General features: G+C 71.9%; 20 protein-coding genes. 12 read left to right on the forward strand and 8 right to left on the reverse strand.

Annotated elements, in window-relative coordinates:
- From B0B15_RS13830 to B0B15_RS13840, 3 genes are all read right to left on the reverse strand, one after another.
- Window positions 1-558 (reverse strand): hypothetical protein, encoded by a 558-nt coding sequence (locus B0B15_RS13830; protein ID WP_076677025.1) that lies wholly within the window; start codon window positions 556-558, stop codon window positions 1-3.
- 14 nt (window positions 559-572) lie between these two features.
- A complete protein-coding gene (locus tag B0B15_RS13835) occupies window positions 573-1,721 on the reverse strand; it encodes a zinc-dependent alcohol dehydrogenase (RefSeq protein WP_076677027.1) in 1,149 nt (382 codons plus the stop codon).
- 79 nt (window positions 1,722-1,800) lie between these two features.
- Window positions 1,801-2,574, reverse strand: coding sequence for an MBL fold metallo-hydrolase (locus tag B0B15_RS13840; RefSeq protein ID WP_076677029.1), 774 nt, complete (start codon window positions 2,572-2,574; stop codon window positions 1,801-1,803).
- Window positions 2,575-2,770: 196 nt separating this feature from the next.
- On the opposite strand from B0B15_RS13840, the gene B0B15_RS13845 reads away from it, so the two are divergent.
- A complete protein-coding gene (locus B0B15_RS13845) occupies window positions 2,771-3,661 on the forward strand; it encodes an SDR family NAD(P)-dependent oxidoreductase (RefSeq protein ID WP_076677031.1) in 891 nt (296 codons plus the stop codon).
- Window positions 3,662-3,955: 294 nt separating this feature from the next.
- Here the strand turns inward: B0B15_RS13845 and B0B15_RS13850 are convergent, their stop codons facing one another.
- Window positions 3,956-4,516, reverse strand: a complete 561-nt coding sequence (locus B0B15_RS13850) for a DUF2231 domain-containing protein (RefSeq protein ID WP_256714478.1) — start codon at window positions 4,514-4,516, stop codon at window positions 3,956-3,958.
- 5 nt (window positions 4,517-4,521) lie between these two features.
- Window positions 4,522-5,403: a manganese catalase gene (locus tag B0B15_RS13855; RefSeq protein WP_076677033.1), complete on the reverse strand. Its 882-nt coding sequence runs from the start codon at window positions 5,401-5,403 to the stop codon at window positions 4,522-4,524.
- Window positions 5,404-5,643: 240 nt separating this feature from the next.
- Here B0B15_RS13855 and B0B15_RS13860 point away from each other — a divergent pair, with 240 nt between their 5' ends.
- The 4 genes from B0B15_RS13860 to B0B15_RS13875 all read left to right on the forward strand — a co-directional run bounded on the left by B0B15_RS13860 (window position 5,644) and on the right by B0B15_RS13875 (window position 8,449).
- The gene (locus tag B0B15_RS13860; RefSeq protein ID WP_076677034.1) at window positions 5,644-6,099 is read left to right on the forward strand and encodes an Hsp20/alpha crystallin family protein; all 456 of its coding nucleotides are present in this window, start codon (window positions 5,644-5,646) and stop codon (window positions 6,097-6,099) included.
- A 106-nt stretch (window positions 6,100-6,205) separates the two neighbouring features.
- On the forward strand, window positions 6,206-7,276 hold the full coding sequence (locus B0B15_RS13865) for an iron-containing redox enzyme family protein (protein ID WP_371113260.1): 1,071 nt from the start codon (window positions 6,206-6,208) through the stop codon (window positions 7,274-7,276).
- Window positions 7,273-7,473, forward strand: coding sequence for a CDGSH iron-sulfur domain-containing protein (locus tag B0B15_RS13870; protein WP_076677036.1), 201 nt, complete (start codon window positions 7,273-7,275; stop codon window positions 7,471-7,473). Before B0B15_RS13865 ends, B0B15_RS13870 begins: the two co-directional genes overlap by 4 nt.
- A gap of 13 nt (window positions 7,474-7,486) precedes the next feature.
- Window positions 7,487-8,449, forward strand: coding sequence for a glycosyltransferase family 2 protein (locus tag B0B15_RS13875; protein ID WP_076677039.1), 963 nt, complete (start codon window positions 7,487-7,489; stop codon window positions 8,447-8,449).
- Window positions 8,450-8,525: 76 nt separating this feature from the next.
- Here B0B15_RS13875 and B0B15_RS13880 read toward each other — a convergent pair whose 3' ends face one another.
- Window positions 8,526-8,885: a sugar ABC transporter ATPase gene (locus B0B15_RS13880; protein WP_083709053.1), complete on the reverse strand. Its 360-nt coding sequence runs from the start codon at window positions 8,883-8,885 to the stop codon at window positions 8,526-8,528.
- A 188-nt stretch (window positions 8,886-9,073) separates the two neighbouring features.
- On the opposite strand from B0B15_RS13880, the gene B0B15_RS13885 reads away from it, so the two are divergent.
- From B0B15_RS13885 to B0B15_RS13900, 4 genes are all read left to right on the forward strand, one after another.
- Window positions 9,074-10,006, forward strand: coding sequence for a helix-turn-helix transcriptional regulator (locus tag B0B15_RS13885; protein ID WP_076677042.1), 933 nt, complete (start codon window positions 9,074-9,076; stop codon window positions 10,004-10,006).
- A gap of 111 nt (window positions 10,007-10,117) precedes the next feature.
- Window positions 10,118-10,444 carry a DUF7882 family protein gene (locus tag B0B15_RS13890; protein ID WP_076677045.1) on the forward strand — a complete coding sequence of 109 codons (327 nt, stop codon included), beginning with the start codon at window positions 10,118-10,120 and terminating at the stop codon, window positions 10,442-10,444.
- Between the two features lie 52 nt (window positions 10,445-10,496).
- Window positions 10,497-11,705, forward strand: a complete 1,209-nt coding sequence (locus tag B0B15_RS13895; RefSeq protein WP_076677047.1) for an NAD(P)/FAD-dependent oxidoreductase — start codon at window positions 10,497-10,499, stop codon at window positions 11,703-11,705.
- A 290-nt stretch (window positions 11,706-11,995) separates the two neighbouring features.
- Window positions 11,996-12,448, forward strand: a complete 453-nt coding sequence (locus B0B15_RS13900; RefSeq protein ID WP_076677050.1) for an SRPBCC family protein — start codon at window positions 11,996-11,998, stop codon at window positions 12,446-12,448.
- Between the two features lie 65 nt (window positions 12,449-12,513).
- On the opposite strand, the gene B0B15_RS13905 is transcribed toward B0B15_RS13900, so the two are convergent.
- Window positions 12,514-13,506, reverse strand: a complete 993-nt coding sequence (locus tag B0B15_RS13905; RefSeq protein ID WP_076677052.1) for an aldo/keto reductase — start codon at window positions 13,504-13,506, stop codon at window positions 12,514-12,516.
- Window positions 13,507-13,658: 152 nt separating this feature from the next.
- Here B0B15_RS13905 and B0B15_RS13910 point away from each other — a divergent pair, with 152 nt between their 5' ends.
- A complete protein-coding gene (locus B0B15_RS13910) occupies window positions 13,659-14,138 on the forward strand; it encodes a hypothetical protein (RefSeq protein ID WP_076677055.1) in 480 nt (159 codons plus the stop codon).
- Window positions 14,139-14,236: 98 nt separating this feature from the next.
- Here B0B15_RS13910 and B0B15_RS13915 read toward each other — a convergent pair whose 3' ends face one another.
- Window positions 14,237-15,565: a serine hydrolase gene (locus tag B0B15_RS13915; RefSeq protein WP_076677057.1), complete on the reverse strand. Its 1,329-nt coding sequence runs from the start codon at window positions 15,563-15,565 to the stop codon at window positions 14,237-14,239.
- Window positions 15,566-15,680: 115 nt separating this feature from the next.
- On the opposite strand from B0B15_RS13915, the gene B0B15_RS13920 reads away from it, so the two are divergent.
- Entirely contained in the window at window positions 15,681-16,094 is a 414-nt protein-coding gene (locus B0B15_RS13920) for a GNAT family N-acetyltransferase (protein WP_076677059.1), read from the forward strand.
- A 157-nt stretch (window positions 16,095-16,251) separates the two neighbouring features.
- Window positions 16,252-17,292 carry an epimerase gene (locus B0B15_RS13925; protein WP_076677061.1) on the forward strand — a complete coding sequence of 347 codons (1,041 nt, stop codon included), beginning with the start codon at window positions 16,252-16,254 and terminating at the stop codon, window positions 17,290-17,292.
- Window positions 17,293-17,389: the final 97 nt, after the last annotated feature.

A 17,389-nucleotide genomic window follows, 5' to 3' on the forward strand; every position in this document is an offset into this window, starting at 1 on the left:
TCAGCGCCGCAGCAGCCGACGCCCCACGGCGACGACCCCGAACGCCCCGAGGACCCAGGGACCGGCGACCAGCAGCGGGTCGATCCACTGATGACGGGCGTCCGCGCGTCCGCGGCGGTCACCGAGGGGCGACCAGTGACGCTCGGCGAGGACGCCGGTCTCGGTGATCGGGTTGTCGGGATGCCGCGACAGCAGCGATCGCAGGTGCGCACCCCCGGCATCCACGCGGTCGGCCGCGAGCAGGAGCAGCCAATGGGCGGCGCGGGCCTCGCTGAAACGGGAGTAGGAGTAGCGGCGGATCGCGCCCGAGACGCCGTGCAAAGGCTGGGCCGTCCCGAAAACGGGCGTGAGCCGGCCGTGCTCGATGGACCGCTCGCGGCCGCCGGGGGGTTCGGGCTGCTCGTCGGGAAAATCCCAGTGGGCGTTGAGGTCCTGCGCCTGCTCCTTCGGGTGCGACGGGCGGTCGGCCGGATCGAGGTCGGCACCCCAGCCGGGGATGCGGGCGCGCAGCTGCTCCGCGCTCGGCGGGGGCGTGGGCTTGTCGGCGGTGTAGGCCATGATCGTCGCTCCTCTCAGGCGTTCGGCGGCAGGATGGCGGCCTTCACGAGACCGTCGATCTTGGCCGAGACCATGTGGTATCCCTCGGCGATGTGCTCGAGGGGGATGCGGTGGGTGATGAGTTCGCGGGGCGAGACGTGCCCCGCACGGATGTGTTCGAGCAGGCGCGGCCACTGGCGCGCGACCGGGGCCTGATTCGTGTGGATGGTCAGGCCCTTGTTCATCGCGTCGCCGAACTTCACGGCGGTGAAGAGGGGACCGTACGCGCCCATGACCGAGACGGTGCCGCCCTTGCGGACGGAGTCGATCGCCCAGTTGAGGGCGACGGGCGACCCCGCCTGCAGCTTGAGCTTCGCCCCGGTGAGGTGCTGCAGGAAGTGGCCGTCGGCCTCGGCGCCGACCGCGTCGATCACGACGTCGGCCCCCAGCCAGTCGGTCTGCTTCTTCAGCTCGACCACGATGTCCTGGTGCTCCCGGTAGTCGAGCGTCTCGGCGAGCGCGAACGACCGGGCCATCTCGAGGCGCGCGTCGATCTGGTCGACGACGATGACCCGCCCGGCGCCCATGAGCCACGAGGAGCGCGCCGCGGCCAGGCCGACCGGCCCCGCGCCGAACACCACGACGGTGTCGCCCTCGACGATGTCGCCGAGCTGCGCGCCGAAGTACCCGGTCGAGAAGGCGTCAGTCAGCAGGAGGGCGTCCTCGTCGTGCAGCCAGTCGGGGATCACCCGCGGCCCCACGTCGGCGAACGGCACGCGCACCATCTCGGCCTGGCCGCCGTCGTAGCCGCCCGCGGTGTGCGAGTAGCCGTAGATGCCGCCGACCGCCGTGGCGTTGGCGTTGACGTTGTGGCAGTTGCTCAGCAGGCCGCGCGCACAGAAGAAGCACGTGCCGCACGCGATGTTGAACGGCACCATCACCCGGTCGCCGACCGTGAGGTTCTGCACCGACGAACCGACGTCGACGACGCGGCCGATGAACTCGTGGCCGAAGGTGTGGCCCACCCGGGTGTCGGGGATCATGCCGTGGTACAGGTGCAGGTCGGATCCGCAGATCGCCGCCCGCTCGACGCGCACGATCGCATCGTTGGGATGCTCGATGCGCGGATCGGGCTTGTTCTCGACGCGGACCTTGTACGGTCCCCGGTAGGTCATCGCTCTCATGCGTTCTCTCCTCGTCGGTCGTGGGCTCTGGTCGGGTGGGGGCTCCGGTCCGCGGCTCGCGGGCCGGGTCGGCCCCCGGTCAATGCGCCCCGGTTGCGCGCGCGTCGAGCACGGCGTGTTCGACCCCGGCCGTCCAGGGGTCGCCGTGACCGGGGAGCAGCGTGCCGGCGCGGGTCTCGGTGAGCGCGGCGAGCACGCTGAGCGCCGTCGCGCTGTCGGCCGTGGCCGCGCGGGCGACGATCTGCGGGCCCGCGCGCCCGGTGTACGGGTCGAGGGTGACGAGCGCGTCGCCCGTGAAGAGCAGGTCGCGGTCGGGCAGGTGAAAGGCGGTGTGGCCGTAGGTGTGGCCGGGCGTCGCGATCGGGACGAGACCGCCTCGCAGGGGCTCGCCGGGCCGGATGTCGCCGAGCGCGTCGCCTCCCCGGACGGAAAGGGCCCCCGCGCGGGCCATCTTGGCGAGGGCCGGGATGCCGCCGGGGTGGCGGAGCGGATAGAGGAGGCGCGAGGTCTCGCGGTCGTAGCGGTAGGGATGCCGCACGAGCGGCACGTCGGCTTCGTGCACGTGGATCGGGACGCGGTGTGCGCGCTGCAGGCGGTCGACGGTGCCGACATGGTCGAAGTGGCCGTGCGTCAGAACGACCGACACCAGGTCGTCGGGACCGGAGCGGTGGGCGGCGAGGGCCGCCACGAGGTAGGGCCAGGATCGCGGCAATCCCGCGTCGATGAGGATCAGACCGTCATCGGTGGCGACGAGGTAGCTGTTGGTGAGGGCGCGCGTGATCATCAGCACGCCGTCGGCGACCTCCCTCACACCGTCGGGCGTGCGCCCGGGTTCCGCGTGTGCACTCGACATGCCGCACACCCTCCGCGCGGGAACGGCGGACCGCACACGGGGTTGCGGGGGCGCGGAGGTGCTGTTATCGCGGCGTGCCGACGTCAACCCCCTCGGCCGCGCCGGGACGCACCGCTTAGCGTCGTCCACACGCACGCAGCAGACACGCACGCTGTGCACGCGCGGAGCCGCCACGGCCCGCCGCAGAGGGGACAGCATGGGTCAGGTCGTCGTCGTCACCGGTGGTTCCCGAGGGATCGGACGGGCGGCGGCCCTCCGCTTCGCCCGACGCGGCGCCCGGCTCGTGCTCGTCGCGCGCGACGAGGTCGCTCTCGCCGCGGCCGCCGAGGAGTGCCGCCGCCGCGGGGCCGAGGTGCTGACCCTGTCGATCGACCTCTCCACTCCCGATGGACCGAAACGAGCGGCGGATGCCACGATCACCCGTTTCGGACGGATCGACGTGTGGGTGGGCTCGGCGTCGGTGTTCTCGTACGGCTCGGTGGAGGACACCCCCGACGCGGTGCGCGACCGGGTGATCGAGACGAACCTTCTCGGGCACATGCGCGCCGCGCGCGCCGTGCTTCCGCACTTCCGCGCGGGCGGGGGCGGCACGATCGTCTTCGTCGGCTCGCTCTATTCGCAGGTGGCCGGGCCCTACGTCTCGTCGTACGTCGCCGCGAAGCACGGTCTGCTCGGCTTCGCGCGGTCACTGCGGCAGGAGATGCTCGCGCACCGCGGCATCCGGGTGAAGGTCGTGCTGCCGGCGAGCATCGACACCCCGATCTACCAGCGCGCGGCGAACTACACCGGGAGGATGGCCTTCCCGCTCCCGCCCGTGGTCGCGGCGGACCGCGTCGCGCGCGCGATCGTGCGGGTGACCCGCGGGCCCCGGCACGAGGTCGGTGTCGGTGCCGCGCAGTTCGTGACCCGTCCGCTGCAGTTCCTCGCGCCGCGGGTCTACGACCGCTTCATCCGCGCGTTGCAGCACATCCTCGGCCTCCGCCGGCGCCCCGTCGGACCCACGCCCGGCGCGGTGCTCGAGCCGCAACACGACCCCGGCGCGGTCAGCGGCGGCTGGGGCCGGGTGCCGCTGCGGCGCCCGCGCTGACGCGCCCACCCCGTCGCATCCTGCCTCCCGCTTTCCACGCCGCGCACGCCGCCCTCACCGCTCGAGTGTCCATGACACGCCGCGCGCAGAGCGGACAGGCGGCGTGTCCTGGAGACTCAACAGCTTCCGCCACTCGGCCCATGCCGCCCTCTGCCACTCGAGTGTCCAAGACACGCCGCGCGCAGAGCGGGCAGGCGGCGTGTCCTGGACACTCGGCAGCGTCCCGCCCGGGGGGGGGGGGGGGGAGAGAGAGCACGACGGGGCAGCATGCCCGGCATCCGGCATCGAACAGCCTCAGGCGGCCGTCTCGAACCCCTCGCGCTGCGTGTTCTCGTCGGCGACCCGCACACCCCAGCGATAGGCGAGCTTGCCGCCGAGCCAGCCCGAGACGCTGAGCCCGGCGGAGGCGACGACGCTGAGCGCGAAGGCGACGACCGGCACCCGCGCGAGATCGAGCGCCCGCACGACCAGGCTGACGGAGAACAGCACCATCGCGGTGACGTTGATGACAAGGTGGGTGAGGGCCGTCCGCCGGGCCGGCGTCCCGCGAGGGATGCGCGACAGGTCGAGCAGACCGAGCACCGACGCACCCACGGCTCCGCCGAGACCGATCGCGATGAGCCAGCGCGACCCGGTCGCGTACGCCCGGGGATCATCGGCGGCGAGACCCAGGAGATCGAACACGAGGCTCGAGGACCACGCCCCGATGGGGATGGTCACCGCGACCGGGTGGAAGGGGTGCCCGTAGGGACCCGCCACGATCGCGCGCGGCACCTTGGCCGCACGCATCGCGGGGAAACTCGCTCCGCTCCGCGGCGCCGAGACCGTCGAGGGCCCCGGCGCCGCGGCATCCATCCCGCTCATTCCTTGTGCAGCGCGTCCTGCGCGCGGCCCGCGAGCTTCTCGACGGTGTTCGGCAGCTCGGTGGTGCCGTAGAACCGCGCGTCGGGGTGCGTGGGCGGGGGCATCGGCACGCCCGCGGGGGGCTCGGGCAGGTACGAGAACTCGCCCTTGCCGTCGGGGGTCGGTCCCGACGCCCACGTGCCGTCGCCGGCCTGGGTGCCGTTGCTGAAGTTGATGTACTGGTACGACACGTCGCGGTCCTCCTTGTCGAGGGGGAAGTTGCTCGGCACGGGGAGCTTCTCGTAGCCCTCGGCCTGGAGTTCGGCGGCCGCGGCCGCCCACTGGTTCTGGTGCATCGTGTCGCGGGCGAGCAGGAAGGCGAGCAGGTCCTTCACCCCGTGGTCGTCGGTCTGGTGGTAGAGCCGCGCGACCTGCACGCGCCCCTGCATCTCGGCGTTCGCATTGGCGGTGAAGTCGGCGAGGAGGTTGCCGCTCGCCGTGATGAAGCTCCCCTGCCAAGGGTTGCCCATCGAGTCGACGGGGCGGGCGCCGGCGCCTGCGACGATGCCGTGCTGGATGTCGGTTCCACCGACGACGGCCGCGACGGTGGGGTCGTTCTGCACGGCCTCCTCGGTGATGCCGAGCGGGGCCTTCTCGAGCAGCTGGGCGATCATGATCGCGAGCATCTCGACGTGGCCCATCTCTTCGGCGCCGATGCCGAACACCAGGTCGCGGTACTTGCCGGGCATGTGCATGTTCCACGCCTGGAACTGGTACTGCATCGCGACGGAGATCTCGCCGTACTGTCCGCCGAGCACCTCCTGCAGCTTGCGGGCGTAGACCGCGTCGGGCTTGTCGGGGGTGGCGCTGTGCTGGAGTTCCTGCCGATGGAAGTACATGTCTCTCCTTCGTCGTGGGGATGCCGACCGGGGGGCCCGGCATCGATTGCCACGAAACGCGCGCTGAGGGGGGTCCGGCACGGGGGTTGCGGGCGGCGAGGGTGGGGTGCACAATCGCGCGCCCGAGCTCTTGGCACTCTCACCCCGAGAGTGCTAATCTACTCTCGAGTTGAGCGCAGGTGACTCAACTTCCCGAACACCCGGGTGCCTCATCCGGACCGATCGAAAAGGAGAACGACCATGGCCACTTACGACCCCTTCCGCGACCTCGACCGCCTCGCGTCGACGCTCCTCGACGCCCGCCGCGGCGGTGGTCCGCGACGGATGCCGATGGACCTGTACCGCGACGGCGACCACTACGTGCTCGCGGCCGACCTGCCGGGTGTCGACCCCGGGTCGGTCGACATCGACGTCGACGGTCAGCTGCTCACGATCCGCGCCGAGCGCACCCTCGGCTCCGGCGAGGGCGTGAAGTGGATCACGCGCGAACGCGAGACGGCATCCTTCGTCCGACAGCTCAACCTCGGCCAGGGCATCGACACCGAGGGCATCAGCGCCGCCTATCGCAACGGTGTGCTCTCCGTCACCATCCCGGTCAGCGAGAAGGCGAAGCCGCGCCGCATCGCGGTCTCGACCGACGACGGCGACGGGGTGATCGAAGCCCACGAGAGCACGCCGCAGCCGATCGAGCAGTGACGCAGACCGGGCGAGGGAGCGATCCCACTGGATCGCTCCCTCGCCCGGGCACCTTCGGTTGTCAAGGGTCTCGAACAAGCACCTCTCCCTGACGCACAGTTCCAGGGTGTCCGCCGCCCTGACCTCGCCCCTGCCCCCCGCGTCGATCGACGACGCCGGGATCGCTTCCGCTCCGTTCAGCCCCCGCGGACCCGTGAGCGCAGCCGTGCTGGGCCACCTCGTCGACGGCGTCGCCAACGGGCACACCGCGCTTGCCGATGCGGCGGTGGCCGAAACCTCCGACATCGAACGCGACGACGACCTCCAACTCGCGCTGTTCGCCCTCTACGCCTCGTCATACGGATCGATCGCGGCCTTCCGCGCCGAACTCGAATGGGACCCTGCGCTCATCGCCACGCGGCGCGTGATCGAGTCGGCTTTCGAGGCCTCGCTGCGCGCGAGCGTGACCGTCCCGGATTCCCCCGCCCCCACCGCGGACGCCGTGGCCCGCGCGCTCTTCGCCCTGACCGGCACCGAGGGCGGTCCCAGCCTCTCGCGCCACCTCGCTCGCAAAGCGACGCTCGACCAGGCGCACGAATTCCTCGTGCACCGGACCGTCTACACGCTGCGCGAAGCGGATCCGCACTCGTGGGCCATCCCCCGCCTGACCGGTCGCCCCAAGGCCGCGCTCGTCGAGATCCAGTCCGACGAGTACGGCGCCGGTCGCCCCGACCGCGTGCACTCGACCCTCTTCGCGCGGGCCGTCCGCGGCGCGGGACTCACCGACGAGTACGGCGCTTACATCGACGACGTGCCGGCCGTGACCCTCGCCTCGCACAACACGATGTCGATGTTCGGGCTCAACCGCCGTCTCCTCGGCGCAGTCGTCGGTCATCTCGCCGCATTCGAGATGACCTCGTCGATCCCCAACCGGCTCTACGCCGAGGGCCTGCGACGGCTCGGCTTCGGCGACGACGTCTGCGAGTACTTCGACGAGCACGTCGAGGCCGACGCGGTGCACGAGCAGATCGCCGGGCACGACCTCGCCGGTGCGCTGGCCGAGGATCGACCCGACCTGCTCGGCGACATCCTGTTCGGCGCCGCCGCCTGCCTCGAGGTCGACGACCGCGTCGGCCGGCACATGCTCGACGCGTGGTCGCGCGGTGCGTCGTCGCTGCGCGCGGAGGACGAGCGTTGAACGACAACCGCGTCACCATCACGGCCTACCCCGATGGACCGCTTCTCGTACGCGGCGACGCGCACCTCGTGACGAGCGACGGCGCGGAACTCCCCCGCACCCGCCGCACAGTGGCTCTATGCCGCTGCGGCCTGTCGACCATCAAGCCGCTCTGCGACGGAACCCACAAGGCGTCGGGTTTCCGCACCGACGAGTAACGCGCCGCCGACGATGCGTCTCGACGCCGAATACGTGCTGCCGCTGCGATGGAGTGACGACACCGACCTCGACGACCTCACGAACTACCTCGACGGCCTCGTGCAGTGGATCGACGTGACCGTGGTCGACGGCTCACCGCCCGCGCTCTTCGCCGCGCATGCGCGGGCCTTCCCTCGCGCGGTGCGCCATGTCGCGCCGCACCCGGTCGCCCACGGCAACGGCAAGGCCTGCGGCGTGGTCACCGGGCTCGCGCTCGCCCGGGGCGAAAGAGTGGTGATCGCCGACGACGACGTGCGCCACGACCGCGCGAGCCTGCTCGCTCTCCTGTCCGACCTGTCGGACGCCGATCTGGTCGCGCCGCAGAACGTGTTCGCCCCCGCGCCCTGGCACGCCCGCTGGGACACGGCGCGGTCGCTGGTGAACCGCGGCCTCGGCCGCGACTTCCCGGGCACCTACGCCCTGCGGTGCGCGGCCCTCCCCGATGGCTATGACGTGAACGCGCTCTTCGAGAACCTCGAGATGGAGCGCACGGTCCTCGCCCGCGGCGGTCGCGTGCGGCATCGCCGCGACCTCTACGTCCGTCGACTCCCCCCGGACGCGCGCCGGTTCTTCTCCCAGCGGGTACGGCAGGCCTACGACAGCCTGGCTCAGCCCGCGCGGATGTGCACCGAGCTCGCGCTGGCACCCGCGGTCCTCCTGGTGCGCGGGCGACCCGGCATCCTGTGCCTCCTGGCCGCACTGGCCGTCGCGGTCGCCGAGAGGGGGCGCCGGCGCGATCACGGCGGGGCCGTCTACCCCCGCACCGCAGCCCTGTGGGCACCCGCCTGGGCCGCGGAACGGGCGATCACGAGCTGGCTCGCGCTCGCGCTCCGTCTCCGCGGCGGGGTGGTGTACGCCGGTCGACGCATGCGCCGGGCGGCCACGCCCGCGCGCGTCCTTCGGCGACGGGTCGCGGAAGGACACGACGGTGCGTGAGCGCAGGGACGCGATCGGCGCCCATCCGCGCGACGCCCCGACCACCGCACGCGGTGATCGGGGCGTCGAGAGCGGATCAGAGGTCTTCGGGGGCGAGGTCGCCCTGGCCCTCTTCCCCCAGCTCCACGACGCCGGGGTCTTCGCCCTGGGAGTCGGTTCCGGTGGACTCGGGGTGGATGTCCTCGAGCGGGATGTCGCTGTCATCGGCCGGGATTTCGGCCGGGTCGGCGCCGGTCGCGGTGGCCGGGTTGATGTCGTCGGGGTCGGCGCCCTCGTCGAGTGCCGTGGTGGCGTCCCACTCCGCCTGGGCGGGGTCGAGCGAGGGGTCCGGCTCGATGGAGGTGTCGCCGTCGCGCAGCGGCTGCACACCCGCGATGCCCACGTCTGCGGCCGGCGTGGTCGCGTCGGGGGTCGGGTCGATCGAAGCGTCGCTCATGGGGGGTCCTTCCGTCGGACGCGGGTGGTCGCCGGGATCGGCGGTAGTCCCATCCAACGCGGCCCCGATGCCACCGGCCCGCCCCTTGACAGCCGAACGCACGCCTCCGTAGTGAGCGCCGCGTCCGACACCCGCCCCGCTTCATATCCCCACCCCGGTTCGCGCACCCGCGCGACGGAAGGAACACCATGGGAGAGACCCTCTCCGTCCGCTCGCGCGGCGTCGACGATGTCGAACGCGTGTGGCGCCGCTTCGTCCCCAGCGCCCGAATCGAACGAGTCGACCCTCGAACGGTGTCGTTCTCGTGGACCTCGGTCGAGCTCGCGCACTTCTCGGTGGTGTCGTACGAGCTGACGGCATCCGTCCATTCCTCCGTGCGCATGAGCGACCAGCTCATGGCGTGCCGCATGATCGCGGACGACGTGCGCATCGAGTCGGAGGGACGTGCCATCGACCCGCGACGGCCGTGGATGACCTCGGATGCGGGAGCCGACGCGCAGTGGACGAACTCGGCCCGGGTGCGGGCCTTCGTCTTCGACCGCAGCGACGCGGAGCGCGTCGCGCGCATCGCGTCGGGCGATGACCGCCTGGTGCTGCGCCGCATCGACCCGCACGCGCGGGACCGCGACGCCGCAACCCAGTGGGAACGTTCGTTCGCGCACGTGTCGTCGTCGCTGGCGAGCGTGCACGAGGACGACATCCTCGCCACGGAGTTGCAGCGGCACGCCCTGCTGACGACCCTGTCGACGTTCTCGACGGCGTACGTCGAAGCCGTGGAGCGCGCGCGCCAGCGCTCGTCCGCCCCGCGCACCGTGCGTCGCGCGGTCGCGCACATCGAGGCGCACGCCCACGAGCCGCTCACCCTCGAGGACATCGCGGCCGCCGCGGGGATCTCGGGACGCGGGCTGCAGCATGCCTTCCGTCGCACCTTGGACATGACGCCGATGGAATACGTCCGCCGTGTGCGGCTCACGGCGGCGCACGACGAGTTGCGCGCCGGGACGGCGGTGTCGGTCTCGGACGTGGCGAGACGGTGGGGCTTCTCCAGCGCATCGCGGTTCGCCCGCTATCACCGCGAGCACTACGGGCAGAACCCGGCACAGGTGGCCCGCATGTTCTGAGGCGACGCGTTCGGTCTCGATGTTGCGCGCGCGGTGCCGTCGATGCCCGTGCGCGCCATAGCGATTGCACAGTGATGAGAGCGGGGCACGACAGCCCGCGAAAGGACAGACGTGGGCAAGTTCATCTACGAGGGCGGCGTTCGCAACGAGTTCGAAGACCGTCTCCTCGCGCACCTTCAGGTGGTCGTCGGCAACAAACTCCGCCGCGGGGAGCCGTTCTACTTCGTGTGGAAGGACGACATCAGCACGGGCGGCGGCCGCACCTCGGTATGGGTGCACCCCCGCGCGAACATCGTGTTCAAGTTCAACGGCGGGCGTCCGCCGGCGCTGAACCGCGCGTGGCTCGAGGCTCTCATGTCGACGGCGAACTCCCCCACGGGCCTGTACGTCGTGCCCGAACCCGCCGACGAGACGGCGTCGCCCGAGTCGTACGCCTGAGCCGGCTGTCAAGGCGCTGGCGTCTCCCCGGCGCGCGGCGGAGCCTGGGGGCATGACCCCCACCCCCTCCGCCGCGCCCGTGCGCGTCGTCGTGATCGGCGGCGGCAACGCCGGACTCTCCGTCGCCGGCCGCCTCCACCGTGCACGTGTCGGTGACATCACCGTGATCGAGCCGCGCGAGCAGCACGTGTTCGCCCCGCTGCAATCGCACATCGCCGGTGGGGCCGCGCGCGCCTCCGAGGCCGTACGCCCCCAAGCCGACGTCATCCCTCCCGGGGTGCGCTGGCTGCGCGACGAGGCTTTCACGGTGGATGCCACCGCCCGGCGCGTGCACCTCGTCTCGGGCGGTCGTATCGACTACGACCAGCTCGTCGTCTGCGCCGGCATGCGCATGGCGTGGGAGCAGATCCCCGGCCTGCCCGAAGCCATGGCCGCCCCCGAGGGCGTGTCGAACTACGACTACGACCTCGCGGCGAAGGCCTCGCCCGTGCTGCGCGACCTGCGCCGCGGCACCGTCGTGTTCACGCAGCCTCCCGAGCCCGCGTCGTGCGGCGCCGCCGCCCAGAAGCCGATGTACCTCGCGTGCGACTGGTGGCGGGCGATCGGCGTGCGCGACGACATCCGCGTCGTGTTCGTCTGCCCCGACCCGGTGCCCTTCGGCATCCCGGCCATCGATCGCGAGCTGCAACGCAAGCTCGACGAGTACGGCATCGAGGTGCGGTACCAACGCGAGCTGATGAGCGTGGATGCCGGCTCCCGTACGCTCGAGATCGGCCACGGCGACGTCCGCGAGACGATCGCGTACGACGTGCTGCACGCCGTCCCGCCGCAGCGGGCGCCGGAATGGATCGCCGGCAGCGGGCTGGCGGCATCCGACGATCCGCACGGGTTCGTCGACGTCGACGCCGAGACGTTCCAACACGTGCGCCACCCCGAGATCTGGGCCGTCGGCGACGCGGCGACCGTGGCCACTCGACGTTCGGGCGGGGCGATCCGGCAGCAGGCGAAGGCTCTGGTGAAGAACATGACGGCGGTGCTGAACGGCCGCGCTCCGTCCGCGCGGTACGACGGCTACAGCGTCGTGCCGTTCACCGTGTCGCGGGGCACCGTCGTCTTCGCCGAGTTCGACCGTCAAGGACGGCTGCAGCCGAGCGTGCCGTTCTGGCGCTCGCTGTACCGCGAGCGCCGCCTGTCGTGGATCGCCGACCGCCGCGTGCTCCCGTGGGTGTACTGGCACCTGATCCTGCGCGGCCGCGCCTGAGAGCGCCGGCCCGCCGGGCACCGGGCCGCGCCGGGCAGTGCGCCGCGCCGGGCACTGCCCGCGCCCGGCATGAGGCCGCGATAAACGCGATTCCTGTGCATAAACGCTCCGGCACCGCGTTTCTGCGCACGAATGGCGTTTATGGCCCCACCCCGGCGGTGGGCGAGCCAGCGGGACGCACTTCGCCTATAGGGCACGAACGCCGATCCCTCAACCCCGGGGGCCAGTCGTCGGGATCGCGCGAAGACTGGGGGCATCCCCGGAAGACACACGAGAAGAGGACACGCACCATGGCACAGGTCATCGAAACCATCGACGTCGACGTTCCCGTCCGCGTCGCCTACAACCAGTGGACGCAGTTCGAGGAGTTCCCGCACTTCATGAGCTTCGTGGAGTCCATCACGCAGAAGAGCGACACGCTCACGCACTGGAAGGTGAAGATCGCCGGCGCCGAGCGCGAGTTCGACGCCGAGATCACCGAGCAGCACCCCGACGAGCGCGTCGCGTGGAACAGCGTCGGCGGCGACGAGAACCACGCCGGCGTCGTGACCTTCCACCGCCTGTCCGACACCGAGACGCGCGTCACCGTGCAGATCGACTGGGAGCCCGCAGGCGCCCTCGAGAAACTCGGCGCGGTCTTCGGCGCCGATGACCACTCGGTCAAGAAGGACCTCGCGAACTTCAAGGAGTACATCGAGTCGCGCGGCGCCGAGTCCGGCGCCTGGCGCGGCGACGTCAGCTGACGTCCGCCCCTCGACGAAAGCCGGGCCCGCCTTCACAGGCGGGCCCGGCTTTCGTCATGACGAGGTCACCACTGCGGGTGGATCTCCGCACGCAGGCGCCGGTCGTACACGTCGCGGACGAGGGTGTCGAAGGCGTCGAGGTCGAACCCGCCGTCGAGCAGATCCCCGGCCGCCGCGTTGGCGGCAGCCTGCGGCACCGAGCGCGCTCCCGGGATGACCGCGGTGACGCCCTCGCGCGACGCGATCCACGCGAGCGTGGCCGCCGGCAGACTCACGCCCTCGGGCAGCGACGCCTTGAGCTCGTCGGCCGCGGCCACGCCCTCCTCGAACGGCACCCCCGAGAACGTCTCGCCCTTGTCGAAGGCCTCGCCGTTGCGGTTGTAGGTGCGGTGGTCGTTCTCGTCGAAGGTCGTGTCCGCCGTGTACTTGCCCGACAGCAGGCCGCTGGCCAGCGGCACGCGCGCGAACACCGCGACGTTCTTCTCGGCCGCGAGGGGCAGCACCTCGTCGAGGGGCTTGAGCCGGAAGGGGTTGAAGATGATCTGCAGGTTGGTGAGGTTCGGCCGACGCAACGCCGACAGGGCCTGGTCCATGGTCTCGACCGACGCGCCGTACGCGGCGATCACGCCCTCCGCGACCAGCTGGTCGAGGGCGTCCCACGTGGCGTCGTCGTCGATCACGGCCGACGGAGGGCAGTGCAGCTGCACGAGGTCGAGCGTCTCGGTGTCGAGCAATCGCCGCGAGCGGTCGAGCCAGCCGCGGAAGTTCTCCATCACGTAGTTCTCGGGCACCTGGTCTTCGCGGCGGCCCATCTTGGTCGCGACCGTGATGCCGGCATCCGCACGGCTCTTCAGGAACGCGCCGATGATCTGCTCGGACCGCCCGTCGCCGTAGACGTCGGCGGTGTCGAAGAGGGTGACGCCGGCGTCGGCCGACGCCTCGAGCACGGCGCGGGCGTCGTCTTCGCTGACATCACCCCAATCGGCCCCGAGCTGCCAGGTGCCGAGGCCGACGGCCGAGACCTCGCGGCCGGTACGGGAGAGGGGACGCTGCTGCATTGCGGTTCCTTTCGAAGCGTCCTCCGAGCCTATCCAGCCCCTCCGGAACGCGGGCCGAGCGGGAACGGATGCCGATGACCCGGCGAGCGCAACCCCGGACCCGCGCGGGTATCCCGCGCCTAACGTGGCGGCACACCCACGGAAGGAACAGCATGGAGACTCCCGCCGAGCGGCTCCCCGGAGCCGACGAAGAGAACATCGTCCCCGAGTCCGACGGACTCACCGCCGACGTGCCCGCGGGCGCAGCCGGCGCCGATTCGGGGGCCGTCGGCACGGCGCGCATCGACCCCGACGACGAAGCGCGCCTCCAGGGCATCTCGAGCCAGAACGACCTGCCCGGCGTCGGCACGCGCGCCGCCGACGGACTCACCGAGCGCGGAACCGATGATGCGCGCGGCGAGGGCGGCTCGACCTCGCGCCACACGGAAGACACCGGGGGCCCCGACCACGACGACGTCCCCGCCGAAGACGAAGAGGTCCGCACCCCGGCGTCTCCCCCGCGCAGCGACGACGGCGGCGAGGCGCACGTCGACGCCGACGACCCCATCGCGGCCTTCCAGCCGGGCGTGGGCCGCGACTCCGCGGCATCCAGCAAGATCGCCCAGGGCCTTCCCGACCCCGACGAGGCCTGACCGGCCGACGGTCCCTTCGACAGGCTCAGGGACCTCCCACAGAGGAGCCTGAGCCTGTCGAAGCCTCCGGCCCCCCACCCCGGCCCGGCGCCGAGCCGTCAGTGCGCCAGCCGCAGGGCGTCCTCGGCGAGATGGAAGAAGCTCGGCATCGCCTCCGACACGGCCGCGACGTCGGCGTCCGCCATCAGCAGCACCACCGTCGCCTCCTCCGCGTCGTCGCGCACGAACCAGCTCCCGGACAGCACGCCACGGCTCGAACCGCCCTTGAACGCGACGTACGGCCACGTCCCGACATCGAGCCCCTGCCCCGGGTTCTCGCTCAGGATGCCGAGCACCTCGGCATCCTGGGTCTGCTGCAGCGCGTGGTGCACGGCGGCAACGTCGGCAGCCGACGCGAACCAGTCGAATCCGTTCTGCCACTGCGACGTGCTCACCGCCTCGCCCGGGACGGCGAGCGGCGCTGCGGCGATGCGATCCAGGACCGCCCGCTTGCCGCTGCCGTCGGCGGCCTCCCATTCGGCACGAACCGCGGGGTCGCCCCAGCCGAGGGTGAAGATCTCCTTCGTGGAGGGGAAGGGCGTCAGCGCCGCCGGATCGGCGTGCCCGCTGCGCGCGACCGCCGACTCGATGCGTTCGCGTCCGAGTCGCCGGATGAGCAGGTCGGTCGCGGTGTTGTCGCTGATGCGGATCATCGCCGACGCGGCATCCCGCACCGACACCTCGGTGCCCGCGGGAGCGTCCTGCAGCTCGCCCGAGGGCAGGCTGCGGTCGAGGTCGTCGAGCACGAGCGTCTCGTCCCATGACGCGTCGCCGGATGCCACGGCCTCGGCCGTCGCGAACAGCACGTAGAGCTTGAACACCGACGCCAGCGGCGCGGAGCGGTCGGCGTCGATCGAGATCACGGTCTCGTCGCCCCGCTGCACGAGGGCGCTGACCTCGCCGGGCAGTTCGCGGAGCCGCTGCTCCACCTCCTCGAGCGAGGTGGAGGGCTCCCACGTCGGAGCCACGGGCGCGAGGAGCATCGTCGTGACGCGACCCGCGGAGTCGATCGCGAGCGTGAGGTCGAAGGGGTCGCCGGCGCTGCCTGCGAGGGTGGCGCGCGCCTGCGTCTCGGTGCCGGTGTAGGCGGTGACGGTGAAGGGCGCCGCGGGGCGGATCTGACGGTTCACCATCTCGGCCACCTGCTCCGCCGGCACCTGCTTCTGGAAGTTCTCGTCGAGCACGCGCGCCCACTCGCCGGCAGTGGTGTCGGCCTCCGCCTCGAAGACGTCGATGATCCACGTCATCCGCTCCCCCACCGGTGTGGCGGGGATGTCGACGGATGCCGTGGGCGAGGCGGGAGGAGCGGGTTTCGCGCTCGTGCACGCCGTGAGGGCGGCAATGGCCGCGAGGGAGACGAGGGCGGTCAGGCGACGGGCGAGAGTCACGAGGTTCCTTCCGGTGGGGGTCCTCCCACGCTACGGACGCCGGTCGCCGCGCACCTCCCTCGTGCGAGGGAGATGCGTCCGGATCGCCGCGGCCGTTTCCTGCCAGGCTGGGACGATGCACGACCTGCGCCTCGAGCCCCTCGCCCCCTCGCTCGACGACTACCTCGAACTCCGCCGCGCCTCCGGGCTCACCCCGAAGCGGCCCGACCAGGGCGCCCCGGCACTCGCGAACAGCTGGGCGTGGCGACGGATCGTGGATGCCGACGGCCGATCGGTCGCGATGGGCCGGGTCGTGGGAGACGGCGGGTGGTACTTCCTCGTCGCCGACATGGCGACCCTGCCCTCGCATCAGCGACGCGGGCTCGGCCGTCGGATCCTCGAGGACCTGCTCGCGGAAATCCGCGAGAGGGCCCCCGAGGGTGCCTACGTGACGCTGCTGGCCGACCCGCCCGGCCAGGCGCTGTATCGCAGCCTCGGCTTCACTGAGCCGACGAATGGCTCCGTCACGATGCACAAGCTCCTGGGCTGACGCGATCAGCGGCCTGCTGCGCGGCCGGCATCCCGGAGACCCCCGCCACGGAGGCGGTGCGCGGGATACCGCCCCGGAGCTCAGCGCGCCGCGGGACGCGCCGCGACGGCCGTGGGCGCAGACCGGTCGATAGCATCGACCGACGACAGGAGCCCCCGTGACCGATCACCCGGCCGACCGCGACCCTCAGCCCGCTCCCCGCCCCCGCGCCGTCATCGCCGGCGCGAGCGGCTTCGTCGGGAGGGCTCTGGCGCGCGCCTTCGAGGACGACGGGTACGACGTCTTCACCGTCGGGCGCACGGGGTCCGCGGTGTGGGGCGATCCACCGGCGATCGCGCGCGTGGTCGACGGCGCGGACGTCTTGATCAACCTCGCGGGGAAGATCGTGTCCTGCCGGTATACCGATGCGAACCGTGACGAGATCCTCCGCTCGCGCGTCGACACCACGCGGGCGCTGCACACCGCCGTCGCGGCGGCGAAGCGACCGCCGCGCGTCTGGATGAACGCCTCCACCGCCACGATCTACCGGCACGAGACCGAGAGCGGCAACGACGAGGTCGAGGGCGTGCTCGGCGAGGGCTTCTCGGTCGATGTGGCCACGAGCTGGGAGCGGGCGTTCTTCGCCGGCGACCTCCCGTCCACGCGCCGCGTCGCGCTGCGCATGGCGATCGTGCTCGGCGACGGACCCGCCACCCGCACGCTTTTCGCCCTCGCCCGGCTCGGCCTCGGCGGACCCCAGATCGACAGCTGGTGGTTCCCGCACCGTCGCTACCGCGGCATCGGTGCGCACCCGACCGGTCCGGCGTGGTCATCGTGGCACCGCTCGAGGGGACGTCAACGCTTCAGCTGGATCCACATCGACGACGTCGTGGCATCCGTCCGCTTCCTCCGCGACCACGACACGCTCGCGGGGCCCGTCAATCTCTCCGCCCCGGGCGTCAGCGACAACCGCACGCTGATGCGCGAGCTGCGGCGGGCGGCCCGGATGCCGTTCGGCCTGCCGGCGTGGCGGTGGATGCTCGATCCAGCCATGGCGCTCCTGCGCAACGAGCCCGAGCTGGTGCTGAAGAGCCGATGGGCGGTCCCCCGCCGGCTCACCGAGGCGGGATTCACCTTCCGCTTCCCCGAGCTCGGCGCCGCCCTCGACGACGTCGCCGCGACGCGTCGGCCGCGGGCGCGCGACCTCTTCGCGGGCTGAGCACCTACCGGGCGGAAGGCCGCGGACGAGCACGCCCTCGAACGACGACACCGCCCGACGCGGAACCCCCGTGGGGGTACGCGTGGAGCGGCGTCGA

Origin of the sequence: Microbacterium sp. RU1D (assembly GCF_900156435.1) — a bacterium.
Lineage (GTDB): Bacteria > Actinomycetota > Actinomycetes > Actinomycetales > Microbacteriaceae > Microbacterium.